15 protein-coding genes are annotated in these 11826 nt (G+C 69.4%); all 15 read right to left on the bottom strand.

Annotation, left to right across the window (positions count from 1 at the left end; translation table 11 throughout):
* On the bottom strand, positions 1–468 hold a 468-nt coding region (locus LQZ85_RS08275; RefSeq protein WP_290368295.1), incomplete at its 3' end, for a flagellar hook capping FlgD N-terminal domain-containing protein.
* Between the two features lie 12 nt (positions 469–480).
* Positions 481–1947: a hypothetical protein gene (locus tag LQZ85_RS08270; RefSeq protein WP_230100775.1), complete on the bottom strand. Its 1467-nt coding sequence runs from the start codon at positions 1945–1947 to the stop codon at positions 481–483.
* The gene (locus LQZ85_RS08265) at positions 1944–2309 is read right to left on the bottom strand and encodes a hypothetical protein (RefSeq protein ID WP_230100774.1); all 366 of its coding nucleotides are present in this window, start codon (positions 2307–2309) and stop codon (positions 1944–1946) included. Before LQZ85_RS08265 ends, LQZ85_RS08270 begins: the two co-directional genes overlap by 4 nt.
* On the bottom strand, positions 2306–2731 hold the full coding sequence (locus LQZ85_RS08260; protein WP_072591340.1) for a hypothetical protein: 426 nt from the start codon (positions 2729–2731) through the stop codon (positions 2306–2308). Before LQZ85_RS08260 ends, LQZ85_RS08265 begins: the two co-directional genes overlap by 4 nt.
* Positions 2728–4056 carry a FliI/YscN family ATPase gene (locus LQZ85_RS08255; protein WP_230100773.1) on the bottom strand — a complete coding sequence of 443 codons (1329 nt, stop codon included), beginning with the start codon at positions 4054–4056 and terminating at the stop codon, positions 2728–2730. The genes LQZ85_RS08260 and LQZ85_RS08255 overlap by 4 nt, the downstream gene beginning before the upstream one ends.
* Entirely contained in the window at positions 4053–4691 is a 639-nt protein-coding gene (locus LQZ85_RS08250) for a FliH/SctL family protein (RefSeq protein ID WP_230100772.1), read from the bottom strand. The genes LQZ85_RS08255 and LQZ85_RS08250 overlap by 4 nt, the downstream gene beginning before the upstream one ends.
* Positions 4692–4825: 134 nt before the next feature.
* On the bottom strand, positions 4826–5908 hold the full coding sequence (fliG, locus tag LQZ85_RS08245; RefSeq protein ID WP_230100771.1) for a flagellar motor switch protein FliG: 1083 nt from the start codon (positions 5906–5908) through the stop codon (positions 4826–4828).
* The gene (gene fliF, locus LQZ85_RS08240; protein WP_230100770.1) at positions 5905–7545 is read right to left on the bottom strand and encodes a flagellar basal-body MS-ring/collar protein FliF; all 1641 of its coding nucleotides are present in this window, start codon (positions 7543–7545) and stop codon (positions 5905–5907) included. Before fliF ends, fliG begins: the two co-directional genes overlap by 4 nt.
* A gap of 2 nt (positions 7546–7547) precedes the next feature.
* Positions 7548–7865, bottom strand: coding sequence for a flagellar hook-basal body complex protein FliE (gene fliE / locus LQZ85_RS08235; protein ID WP_230100769.1), 318 nt, complete (start codon positions 7863–7865; stop codon positions 7548–7550).
* On the bottom strand, positions 7865–8257 hold the full coding sequence (gene flgC / locus LQZ85_RS08230) for a flagellar basal body rod protein FlgC (protein WP_053096340.1): 393 nt from the start codon (positions 8255–8257) through the stop codon (positions 7865–7867). Before flgC ends, fliE begins: the two co-directional genes overlap by 1 nt.
* Entirely contained in the window at positions 8254–8601 is a 348-nt protein-coding gene (gene flgB / locus LQZ85_RS08225; protein WP_053096341.1) for a flagellar basal body rod protein FlgB, read from the bottom strand. Before flgB ends, flgC begins: the two co-directional genes overlap by 4 nt.
* A gap of 109 nt (positions 8602–8710) precedes the next feature.
* Complete coding sequence (locus LQZ85_RS08220; RefSeq protein ID WP_056278839.1) at positions 8711–8989, bottom strand: hypothetical protein; 279 nt, start codon at positions 8987–8989, stop codon at positions 8711–8713.
* A gap of 6 nt (positions 8990–8995) precedes the next feature.
* Entirely contained in the window at positions 8996–9409 is a 414-nt protein-coding gene (fliS, locus tag LQZ85_RS08215) for a flagellar export chaperone FliS (protein WP_230100768.1), read from the bottom strand.
* A gap of 41 nt (positions 9410–9450) precedes the next feature.
* The gene (fliD, locus tag LQZ85_RS08210) at positions 9451–10812 is read right to left on the bottom strand and encodes a flagellar filament capping protein FliD (protein ID WP_056278841.1); all 1362 of its coding nucleotides are present in this window, start codon (positions 10810–10812) and stop codon (positions 9451–9453) included.
* Between the two features lie 102 nt (positions 10813–10914).
* The gene (locus tag LQZ85_RS08205) at positions 10915–11739 is read right to left on the bottom strand and encodes a flagellin (RefSeq protein ID WP_053096345.1); all 825 of its coding nucleotides are present in this window, start codon (positions 11737–11739) and stop codon (positions 10915–10917) included.
* Between the last annotated feature and the right edge of the window lie 87 nt (positions 11740–11826).

Below are 11826 nucleotides of genomic sequence, written 5' to 3'. Positions count from 1 at the left end.
CGTCATATGTGTCTCAGAGACAGGTGCGGGGGTGGTCGGTGCGGGGGTGGTCGGTGCGGTCGCGACTCCGGTGATGACGTCGAGCGCGACCGTCTTGTCGCCGATGGTCACCTGCGGGATCGGTCCGTCGAACGAGACCTTGGTCACGATGCCCGAGACGGTCTTGCCGTCGGCGTCCTTGTAGCTCGCCTCCTGACCGATCAGGGCGCTCGCCGCCTGACGCATGTTCAGGGCGAAGGCCTCGGCGCCGTTGTCGGCGAGCGTGGTGAGCTGCTCCATCATCGCGAGCTGGGTCGTCTGCGAGATCATCTCGTTCGTGTCCATCGGGCTCGAGGGGTCCTGATGGGTCAGTTGCGTCACCAGCAGCTTGAGGAACACCTCGCCGTCGAGCACCTGCTTGCGGGCTGCGGGATCGGTCGTCCCTCCCGTGTGGATGGAGCTCGGTGCGGTCACTGCGTCGACAGTCATTCGGTCGTCCTCTCAGGCGAAGATGTCGAGCCCTGCACCGGATGCGGCAGAGGACGTCGTCGGGATGATGCGGGAAAGATCGGGGCTCTGCTCGGCCCCGCGGCGCTGGTCGGAGCGTCCGCGCTGCGCGTCGCGGTCACCGGAGCCCTGCTCCGGTGACGCATCGCCCGCGCCCTGCTGGCCGCGGTCCCCGGCTGTGTCCGCCGATGCCCCGTGGGAGACGTTGAGAGTCGCGTGCGGCATCACCGCGGCGAGATCACGGCGAAGGTCGACGAGCATGGTCCGCAGCGCGTCGCGCCCTGCATCGGTGGCGCCGCTGAGCTCGACCTGCACCTCGCCCGCCGCGCTGATGTGCGCGCGCACGGTGACGGGGCCGAGGCTGTCCGGGTTCACCGTCATCGTGAGCTGATGGGTGCCCATCGGGCGCTGCGCGACGCTCACCACCACGGGTGCGACCTGCGCGGCGACGGCCCGGTTGGTCGACGCGGCCGCTTCGGGCGAGGACACGGGCATGGCCGTCGCCGCGGCCGGAGATGCGACCGGAGCGAGAGTCATAGAAGGCGACCCGGGCTGCGGACCCGGCAGTGGGTCGACGGAGTCGCTCGCCGGCAGCGGCTCTGCGTGGCCGCCCATCACGGACGCAGCGGAGACGCCGACGGTGGTCGGGATCGGAGTCGACGGTGCCGCGTTCCGCGGGGACTCGGACCGCGGAGCCGCAGCGGCAGCGGCAGCGGAGGATGTCGCCGGGTCGGCGTCCCCCTCCGCCGGGTCCTGCTCACCCGTCACCGGAGCGTCACGGGGAGCATCGCTCGACAGGGTCTCCGGGCGTACTCGGGCGCCGGCCACAGGAGGCGCCCCGTCAGCGCCGCTCGCCGACGCCGATGCCGATGCCGATGCCGATGCCGATGCCGATGCCGATGAGATCTCGGGCGCAGGAGTCCGTTCCGGCGCCGACACGCCGAGAGGCGGGGAGGTCACCGTCGAGCCCGTCTCGACGGCTGCCGCGGCCGGGCCTGTGGGGAGCTCGGCAGGGCGGGCCTCACCCGACGTTGCGGCGGGAGCGGGGAGAGCGCTGCGGGCGCTCCCCGCTGCCTCCGACGCCTCCGGCGCCGTCTGCACGAGCGTCGTCCCATCGAGCGTCGTCGCATCCGGCGTCCTCTGCGCAGGCGTCGACGTGGATCCAGGGGCCGCCGCAGCCGCGGCCGGAGCGAACTGCGCGGTGAGGTGCATCATGGTCGCGATCGGCGCCTCTGCCCCGCTCGCGTCGTCGGATGCCGCAGTTTCCTCGGCAGTCGGCGCGTCCTGTCCGTCCGGCGTGAGCGTCGTTGCGTCCTGATCCGTCGCACCGTCGAGCACCCGTCCAGCGGCGATCAGCGCGTCGCCGAACAGAGAGCCCGAAACGGCCGAAGATCGTCCACCTGTCTCCGTTTCGCCGGTTCCTGAACCCGCCACCGTCGCGAGCAGCCCCACGGCGGTCATCGGAGCATCTCGATGATCTTCTGCATCGACGCCGTCGAGCCGTCTGCGCCGGTGGCATTGGCCGAGAACAGCGTCTGCAGCGCCGAGATGACCTCAGCGCTCGCGTCGCCGCCCGCTCCCGTGCCGGCTACCGCCGCAGTCTGGGGGGTCTGGCCGGCAGCGGGTGCTTCCGGGGTCGACGCCGCCTTCGCCGCTTCGAGGACTCCAGCGAACGTCGTCGCGCTCGCCGCCGATGTCTCGGCGGTCGCCGCGGTCGCGGTCGCTGCAGCCGACGCCGCCGCCGCGCGGCCTGCCGGATCCAGCGACACGATCTGCGTCTCGATCGCGTCGACGCGGGCGATCACCGCCGCGAGCCCGGTCATGCGGCGCTCCCCTCACGTCGCGCGGTGCGGACCACAGCGATCTCATCGAGCGCCGACTGCTCCGCGGCGAGCTCGGCCTTGGTCGCCTCCACGCGGTGGGTGCTCTCGAGCCGCTCGAGTCCCTTCAGGTCGCGCCGCGCTTCGACGTGGGCCGACTTCGCCTCCGACTCCGTGCCGCGCCTCATCTCGACGAGCGCCTGCAGATCGCTGAGCGTGCTGCGTCCCGCGGCGCGAGCGGCGGCCATGGCCATCAGCGCTCGTGGATCGTCGATCTGCGCGCTGATGTCGGCGAGGCTCGAGATCGCGGTCTGCTCGTCGAGCTCGGCCTGCGCCCGTTCCGCGCTCGCACGCGACAGCTGCTCGGCGGCGACACGCTCCTGGGCGCCGCGCACGCGCAGCAGGCCAGCCAGTGGGAAGGTCATGGGGTGAGTCCTCCGAAGTCGGTGGTGAGGGCGGCGAGCCGCTGCCAGGAGTCGTCGGATGCCGCAAGATCGTCCATCCGCTGGGTGAGGAAGCGCGAGATCGCGCCTTCGTGCGCGAGGGCGGCGTCGACCATCGGGTTCGCTCCCTGGCGGTAGGCGCCGATCTCGATGAGGTCGTTCGCGCTGCGACGAGCCGCCAGGACGCTGCGCAGCATCACCGCGTCCTGACGCTGCTCAGGAGTGGTGATCTTCGACACGACGCGAGACACCGAGCCGAGCACGTCGATCGCGGGGAAGTGTCCGCGGATCGCCAGCGCGCGGTCGAGCACCACATGGCCGTCGAGGATTCCTCTCGCGGCGTCCGCGATCGGCTCGTTGTGGTCGTCGCCGTCGACGAGCACCGTGTACAGGCCGGTGATCGATCCGACGGGTCCGGTTCCTGCGCGCTCGAGCAGGCGGGCCAGCACCGAGAACGTCGACGGCGGATACCCGCGGGTGGCGGGCGGTTCGCCGGCGCTGAGCCCGATCTCGCGCTGCGCCATGGCGACGCGCGTGAGGGAGTCCATCATCAGCACCACGTCGAGGCCGTCGTCGCGGAACGCCTCGGCGATCCTGGTCGCGACGAATGCCGAGCGCAGGCGCGCCATCGCGGGCTGATCCGAGGTCGCGACGACCACCACCGACCGCGCCAGACCCTCGGGGCCCAGGTCGTCCTCGAGGAACTCGCGCACCTCGCGACCGCGCTCCCCGACGAGGGCGATGACGTTCACATCGGCAGTGGAGCCACGGGCGATCATTGACATCAGCGACGACTTGCCGACGCCGGAGCCGGCGAAGAGCCCGAGACGTTGCCCCGAACCCACCGGCGTCATCGTGTCGAGCACGCGGACGCCGAGGCCGAGCTGACGATCGATGCGCTGGCGATCCATGACGCTCGGCGCATCGTGGTCGAGCGAGACGGGAGCGACACCCCGGTCGAGCGTCCCCTTGCCGTCGATCGGTCGCCCGAGTCCGTCGAGGACGCGTCCGAGCAGCGCTCGTCCGGTCGGCACCTGCAGCGGCGCTCCTCCGTGCCGCACCCGGGCACGGGCGGTGATCCCGTCGAGCCTGCCCAGCGGCATGCAGCGGGCGGCGGCTCCGTCGACGGCGACGATCTCGGCATCCACCACACGGCCGTCGGTCGCGTCGATGCGGATGCGGTCGCCGACCGCGCCGTCGATGCCCAGCACCTCGACGCCGAGCCCTCGCACGGCTTTCACGGTTCCTGAGCGCTCCGGGCGCGCTGCCAGGAGCGCACGGTTCCACGACCGCGTCGCGGTGATCACACGATCACCTCGGCATCCTGTTCGTCGCCGTCGAGTGCTGCGGCCGCGCGGGCGAGCGCCGACGTGATGCGCGTGTCGACGGCCCCGTTCTCGATCTCGACGATGGCGCCGCCGTTGTCCACGGCCGGAGAGGCGGAGATCCGGATGCCGCGCAACGCGTCGATCGACGACATCTCGTCCTGCAGGACTGCGACGTCCTGCTCGCTGAAGGCGACCCCTGTCCAGCGCTCCGCCGGCATCTCCGTGAGCGCCCGGCGCAGCGCATGCGCCGCCGAACGTGCCGGATCCGACAGCTCTGCTCCGAGGATCGTGGTGGCGAGGGCGACGGCGAGCTCTTCGATGCGATCGGCGGCGAGCATGCTCAGCTCGTCGATGCGGCGGTCGAGGGCCGCGTGCGCGCTCTCCAACGCGCGCAGACCCGAGCCGCGCTCATGCAGGTACAGCTCCTGGAGTTCGTGCATCCGCTGCTGCTGCGCGGCGTGCTGCACCTCTCCCTCGTCGAGGGCGAGCCTGCGGCCCTCGGCGAAGCCGTCGGCATAGCCACGGGTGCGGGCCCTGTCGGCCTCGCCGCGGAGGTCCATGGGCGTCTCGCCGACGCGCGGCACGACCAGTGGCGTGAAGGCGGAATCGAGCACGGCGGACACCTCGGAATCGAAGGGCGAGGCCTGTCCGTGGCCCGTAGGTCGAGCGATCCGTGCTCCAGACCCACTATCGCGACACCCGGCTGCGTCCGTAACCGGATCGGCCGACTCACCTGCCGTCAGAGGGATCACTCGATGAGCTCATCCTCGTCTTCGCGCGAGATCGTGATCTCCTCCGCGGCTTCCAGGTCGCGGATGATGCGCACGATCTCGGCTCTGGCCTCATCGACCTGACGCATGCGCACGGGACCGAGGACTCGGGTCTCCTCAGCGAGGTTCTCCTGGTTGCGCTCCGTCATGTTGCTCTTCACCTTGTCGGTGATCTGGTCGTCCGCGCCCTTCAGCGCGAGGGCGAGCATGCGCAGGTCGATACCGCGCATCACCCGCTGGACGTCGCGATCCTCGAGGCGCGCGATGTCGGCGAACGTGACCATGCGGCTGCGGATGTCCTCGGCCAGGGCGAGATCACGGCCTTCGAGGCTTGCGAGGAGCGACTTCTCGAGCGCGGTGTCCGAGCGGTTGATGATCTCGACGAGAGGCTGCACGCCTCCGATGGACTCATGGTTGTCGCGCATCGCGAAGACGCCGGTGCGCGAGCGCAGCGAGTCGGCCACGATCGAGATCGCCTCCTGCGTGGCGGTGCCCATCGTCGCGATCGCCTGAGCGACGTCCGTGCGCAGGGGATCCTGCAGGGCGGCGAGAACCGCCGCCGCACGATCGGCTCTGAGATTGGCCAGTACGACGGCGACGGTGGTCGGAAGCTCACCCTCGATGATCGTGGCGAGCTGGGCCGGGTCCGCCGCGTTGAGGAAGTCGAACGAGACCGACCCCTGCGACATGACTCGACCGACCATCCCGACCGCCTTCTCGCGGCCGAATGCCGTCTCGAGCAGTCCGGTGGCGAGCTCCTGTCCGCCGCGCGACGGCACCGAGCCGCCGGTGGCGATGCGCCGGAACTCGCCGAGAGCACGGGCCGTCGAGGCCACGTCCACTCCCCCGAGCTGTGTCAGCTCGGCGGCGAGCATCTCGGACCGCTCCTCGCCGAGGTGGCGGAGCACTTCGGCGCTGGCGGCGCGATCCATGTTCATCAGCACGATCGCGGCCTTGCGCAGTCCGCTCATCTCCGGCGCAGCCACGGGCGCCGGCGCCTCGACGGCCGACACCTCGACCGTGTCGGCCTGCGCGTCCAGCAGCTCGGTCAGCGCGCTCATACCGTCGCCTCATCCATCAGGTCGGCCAGTGCGCTGGCGATCGTGTCGGGTTCGCGCTTGGCGAGGTCGTCGATCTCCCGGCGACGGCGCTCGACCAGCACCTTGTCGGGCTCGGGCTCATCGTCGAGATCGGCCGACGCGGACGGCAGCAGCTTGGTCGGCGCCGGGGCGATGATCGCCTCGGCCTCCTTCAGCCCTCTGAGCGAGCGGAGCTTCTGCTCCTCGCTCTCGGTGACCGTCGCGAAGTACTCGATCGGTCCGTCTTCGGTGTACATCACCCGACGCTTCATCTTGCGGCGCACGATGAGGAAGACGATCAGGATGATCGCCGCGAGCAGGATCGCGCCGCCGATGATCGCAGAGCGCAGCAGCTCCTGCTGGAACTGCGCGTCGCGCTCTGCCTCCGCCGCCTGCAGCGCTGTCTGCGCCGCCGTCGCACCCACCTGGTTGAACTCGACGAACTCGACGGCGATCTCGTCGCCGCGCTCGACATCGATCCCGGCCGCAGATGCCACGAGCGATTCGATCTGGTTCGCCGTCACTCCGGTGACCGTCCCTCGGTTGAGCGCGATGCTGACGGTCTGCCGCGTCACCTCTCCGGCGGGGGTGATGGTCTTCTCCGTCGACTTGTTGACGGCGTTGTTGCGAGAGGTCTCCTCGAACTCATAGGCGCCGGTCCCCTCGGCGCTGTTGGGAACCGCGATGTTGTCAGGGCCGAGCACGCCGGCACCTCCGCCCTCGCCGCCGTTGTACGTCTCGGTCTTGGTCTGCTCCGATGCGCTCAGCTCGCCCTCGGGGGCCGAGTACGTCTCGTCCATGCGCTCGGATGTGGAGTTCGCGACATCGGCCGATACCGTCACCGTCGCGTTGCCGGGCCCGACGATCGTCTCGAGCATCTTGCTGACGGATGCCGCGACCTTGGCCTCATGCTCCGTCGCCTGCTTCGAGGAGTTCCCGGTGAGCCCGGTGCCGACCGCCGAGAGCACGCGGCCGTCCTGATCGGTCACCGCGACGTCCTCCGGCGTCATCCCCGGCACGGCGGCGCTCGTGAGGTGCACGATCGCCTCGATCTTCTCGTCGCTGAGCCCTGAGCCGTTGCGGGTCTTCACGAACACGGATGCGGTCGGGCTCTGCTGCTCCGAGACGAAGACGCTCTCCTCCGGGATCGCCAGCTGCACCGACGCCGTCGAGATGCCCTCCATCGCGCCGATCGTGCTGGCCAGCTCGCCCTCGATGGCACGCTTGTAGGTCACCGACTGCTGGAATTCACTCGCCGTCACACCCATCTCGTCGAGCAGGGTGTAGCCCTCGCTGGTGTCGCCGGGCAGCCCGGCGGATGCCGCCGCGAGACGCTGCGGATAGACCTGGTCGTCGGGCACGAGGATCGTCGCGCCTCCCTCGGCGAGCTCGTAGCTCACGCCAGCCGACTTCAGCTGCTCGACGACGGCCGACGCGTCGCCGGCGCTCAGGCCGGTGAAGAGCGGGCTCATCTGCGGCTTGGTGAGCCACGCGCCGAGGGCGATGGCGCCCATCACGAGCAGCGCGACACCGATGATGGCGATCGTGCGCTGTGCGAGGGAGAATCCTGAGACGACCTGCTTGGCGCGGTCGTAGTAGGTCGTGAGCATCTTGGGCATCGTCAGGCCTGCATCCTCATGATCTCGTTGAACGCCGAGACGCTGCGGTCACGCACGGCCACCACCAGGTCGAGCGTCACCGAGGCGCGCGTCGACGCGATCATCGCCTGATGGATGTCCTGCAGGTCTCCCGTGACCGCCTGCACGGCGAGCTCGTTCGACGTCGACTGCAGCTGCTGCAAGTTCTCCATCGCCCCCGAGAGCGTCGTGGCGAAGGCGTTGCCGGAGGCAGGAGCGCTGGTCGCGTCCGCGCCCGTCTCGAAGCTGAGCGCCGAGAGCGGCGCGACACCGGAGGCGCCGATGGCCTCGATGCCCGACATCAGTTGCGGCCGATCTGCAGCGCTGCCTCGTAGGTCGTCTTCGCCCGGTCGACGACAGCGGCGTTCGCCTCGTATCCGCGCTGGGCGAGGATCAGCATGCTCATCTGGTCGCCGAGCTCGACGTTCGGGTACTGCACGTAGCCGTCCTCGTTCGCGTAGGGGTGCTCGGGGTCGTACACGAGCTTCGCGTCGGCCTCGGATTCGACGACGCCGGCGACGTACACGCCGGGGCTGTCGGTGCCGGCCTGCACGGTCACGAACTTCTCCCGGAACGCCTCCTGGCCTGCGGGTGTCGCGGTGTTCACGTTGGCGATGTTGTCGCTGAGCGCGTCGAGCCACTTGCGGTGCGCGGTCAGGCCGGTGCCGGCGATGCCGATCGCGTCGAAGGTCATGCGGAGGCCTGCCCGATCGCCTTGGTGATCGAGGCCGCCTGACCGCCGATCGCCTGACTCGCGAACTGGAAACGCAGCACGGTGTCGATGTTCGAGAGCGTCTCGGTGTCGAGGTTGACGTTGTTGCCGTTCAGCCTCGTCGGCTCGAGCGACCGCTCGACCGTCGCGGCGACGCTTCCCGAGCCGCCCTGGACGGCAGAACGGAGTTCATCCTCGAACCGCACGCGCTGGGCCTGGTAGCCCGGCGTGTTGACGTTGGCGATGTTCTCGGCGATCGAGCGTTGGCGCAGGGCCAGCCCGTCGAGCGCGCTGATGAGCGCAGAGGACGTGACGGATTCGAGCACGGGGGCACTCCGGGATGTTGGTGGAGAGGCCGATCCCTGGCCAATCGTCGAGCGATCCGTGCTCTGTGCCGACTATCGCGACACCCGGGCATCCATGTAACCGCTGTGCTCAACCCTCGACGTCGAGATATGCCGGCACATTCTGGGTGGAGGTCGGCACGCGCCGCAGTGCGGCGATCTCGCGAGCCACATTGGCGCGCGATGTGACGAGTCCGCCGATCATGAGCTGCTGCCGCGCGAGCACGGCTTCGGCACGCTCGCGCAGCTCCTCGGGGACGGGGCCGTCCGGCGCCTCGAAGGACTGCTCGTCGAGGTGCTCGTCGGCGGCGTCGAGGGCGCGCTCGAACTGGTCGAGCACCGTCAGCCAGGCCGAGAGAGTGTCGGGCACGGTCGCTCAGGCCAGGGCCGTGATGGGGGTCTGCGCGGTCGACGAGACCGCCGCAGCCGCCGCATGCCACGCTTCGCGGAGCGGCACGACGAGAGCTCGGCATTCCGCGGTGGCCGCGCGGTCTCGAGCGATGTTGGCGGAGATCAGGCGTCCCGTGAGGTAGGTGTACACGCCGTGCAGCTCTGCGGAGCCGTCCCACTCATCGGTGAGCGAGCCGTTGAGCTCGGCGACGATCTGCTGCGCGTGCACGAGGTGGTTCCCCGCAGCCGCCCAATCCCCCGCTTCCTGGCAGGCGTCCGCGCGCTCGATGTCGACCAGGAGGCGGTCGTAGAGCAACACGAGAAGGCGCTCAGGCGTGGCGGAGGCCACCTGCTGCTCCAGATACTGCTGCTTGGCCCGGTCGAGTGAGGTGAGTGCCATGAGTACGTGCTCCGATGCGATGCGATGTCACGAGGACGAGGTCAGGAATCCGACGGGGTGAGTCCGGCGAGCTGGCTGGTCAGCCACGACGATTGCGACTGCAGCTTCGAGAGCTGCACCTCGAGCTGCGCGTACGTGCGTTCGAGGGTGGCGCGGCGCTGTTCGAGCCGGATGTCCCAGCGCTCGACCTGGGTCTTGAGCGTCTTGACCTCGTCCTCCTGGCCGGTGATGCGCTTGGTCAGGAGGCCGTCGTACTTGTCGGAGTACTGGGTCGTCACGTCCTGCACCCGCGCCGAGACCGCCGAGAACAGCTCCTGCGTGCCCTCCGGGTCTTCTGCGAGAGCTGCGGCGAACTTCTCGGCGTCGAACGAGAGCACGCCCTTGTCGCTGACGGTGATGCCGATCGTCGAGGGCGAGATGCCGTCGATCGGATGTTGCACGGCGGTCGCCAGCGCGCCGCGGAGGTTTCGCACCGTGCTGTCGCCGGTGAAGACGCCGAGGGTCGTGGTCTCGCCGACCTCGCCGATGGTCGCCTTCGAGCCGTTGTCGATGCGCACCAGCAGCGCGGCGATCTCCTTGACGAACGCCTCCGCCGTCGAGCTCTGCTTCTTCGCATCGCGTGCGACGGTCACGGTGACGGGGTCGGCACTGGCCTTCGTGACGGTGACCTCGATGCCCTCTCCGACGGTGATGGTGTTGCTCGCGCTGTTCAGGGTCTGCTCGGCGTCGGTGCCGGCGAAGAGGCGGATGCGGGCATCCGCGCCCTGGGTGAGCAGTGCGGCGCCGGGGGCGGCACCGAGATCGACCGCGGTTCCGGCGGTGACCTCCGCCGCGGTTCCGCGGTTCAGGGTGAAGGCACCAGCCGCGCCCGTCTCGGCGGAGGTGAGCTGGATGCGCGAGAGCGGCTTGCCGTCGGCATCCGTTCCCGCGGGCACGACGGTCGCGCTCACACCGGCCTTCGACGCGTTGATCGCCTTCGCGAGGTCCTGCGGACCGGTGCCCAGCGGAGTGACCTCGACGGCTTCGCCGTCGGATCCCACGAGGGTGAAGGTGCCGCCCCACGCTGTTCCTCCTGCGGCAGCGGTGACGACGGAGTGCGCTGTGGCGACGGCATCCACCACGATGGCGGTCGAGAATGCGGTCGCCTTGCTGCCGGCGGTGATCGTGACCGTCTCGGACGACGAGGACGCGGTGAAGGATGCCAGAGAGCTGGGACCCGCGGCGGTCTTGGCCTTGTCGACGAGCTCCTGCAGCGTCTTGTTCAGCGACTGCAGGTTGGTGATGACCGAGTTGCGGTCGGTGATCTTGTTCGTGATGAGCGTCTTCGGGATCGCCGAGACGTCCATGAGCGCCTTGATGAGCTCTTCGGTCTTGAGCCCTGATACCAGTCCGTCGAGTTTCATCCCGGTCGTCTTCCGTGCGTTGCGGTCAAGGGTGTCCTACAGGAAGGCGCCCGGGCGGAGGTGACTCCGCCCGGGCGCCCTGTGCGCCTCAGGCGCAGCGACTCAACGGAGAAGCTGCAGGACGCCCTGGCCCGACTGGTTCGCCTGAGCGAGCATGGCGGTGCCGGCCTGCTGCAGGATGTTCGAGGCGGTGTACTTGACCATCTCGGCGGCCATGTCGGTGTCCGCGATGCGGCTCTTCGCTGCGGCGAGGTTCTCGGCCGAGACCTGCAGCGAGTTGATCGTCGACTCGAAGCGGTTCTGCACCGCACCGAGACCCGCACGAGCGGTCGAGACGGCCGTGATCTCGTCATCGATCGCGCCGATCGAGGTGAGTGCGTTGGCCGCGGTGTCGACCGTCAGAGCGCCGATCGTGGCGCCCAGGCCCGAGAAGTCGGTCAGCGTGACGCCGATCTGGTCCTCGGCAGCCTCGGAGCCTGCGCCGACCTGGAACGTCAGGGTGTTCGCGCTGTCGAGCAGCTTGATCCCGTTGAAGTTCGTGCTGGCGGCGACGCGGGTGAGCTCCTCGCCCAGCGAGTCGATCTCGGTCTTGATGGCGTCGCGCGACTCGGTGTTGTTCGAGTCGTTGCCGGCCTGGACCGCGAGGTCGCGGACACGCTGCAGGATCGAGTGGACCTCGGTGAGCGCGCCTTCTGCGGTCTGGATGACCGAGATGCCGTCCTGAGCGTTGCGGGCTGCGACGTTCAGACCGTTGACCTGCGAACGCAGGCCCTCGGAGATGGCGAGGCCGGCGGCGTCATCGGCTGCACGGTTGATGCGCAGACCGCTCGAGAGCTTCTCGAGCGACTTCGAGACGTCGTTCTGGTTGACAGAGAGGTTGCGGTACGCGTTGAGTGCACCGACGTTGGTTGCGATCTGAAGACCCATGAGTATTCCTCCGTGGTTATGGGGCTGGACGCGGGCCCATCCGTGGGCCTGCACAACCGACATTCGCGACATCGGCCGCCGGCGTAA

Origin of the sequence: Microbacterium sp. Bi98, from assembly GCF_918698045.1 — a bacterium.
Lineage (GTDB): Bacteria > Actinomycetota > Actinomycetes > Actinomycetales > Microbacteriaceae > Microbacterium.
This window is presented reverse-complemented; position numbering and strand designations above follow the sequence as displayed.

Bases quoted from the DNA above. Each gene is read 5' to 3' on its own strand.
- fliE (WP_230100769.1), bottom strand. From the start codon at position 7,865: ATGTCGGGCATCGAGGCCATCGGCGCCTCCGGTGTCGCGCCGCTCTCG.
- fliD (WP_056278841.1), bottom strand. From the start codon at position 10,812: ATGAAACTCGACGGACTGGTATCAGGGCTCAAGACCGAAGAGCTCATC.
- fliF (WP_230100770.1), bottom strand. From the start codon at position 7,545: ATGCCCAAGATGCTCACGACCTACTACGACCGCGCCAAGCAGGTCGTC.
- fliG (WP_230100771.1), bottom strand. From the start codon at position 5,908: ATGAGCGCGCTGACCGAGCTGCTGGACGCGCAGGCCGACACGGTCGAG.
- flgC (WP_053096340.1), bottom strand. From the start codon at position 8,257: ATGACCTTCGACGCGATCGGCATCGCCGGCACCGGCCTGACCGCGCAC.
- LQZ85_RS08260 (WP_072591340.1), bottom strand. From the start codon at position 2,731: ATGACCTTCCCACTGGCTGGCCTGCTGCGCGTGCGCGGCGCCCAGGAG.
- LQZ85_RS08270 (WP_230100775.1), bottom strand. From the start codon at position 1,947: ATGACCGCCGTGGGGCTGCTCGCGACGGTGGCGGGTTCAGGAACCGGC.
- LQZ85_RS08205 (WP_053096345.1), bottom strand. From the start codon at position 11,739: ATGGGTCTTCAGATCGCAACCAACGTCGGTGCACTCAACGCGTACCGC.
- fliS (WP_230100768.1), bottom strand. From the start codon at position 9,409: ATGGCACTCACCTCACTCGACCGGGCCAAGCAGCAGTATCTGGAGCAG.
- LQZ85_RS08265 (WP_230100774.1), bottom strand. From the start codon at position 2,309: ATGACCGGGCTCGCGGCGGTGATCGCCCGCGTCGACGCGATCGAGACG.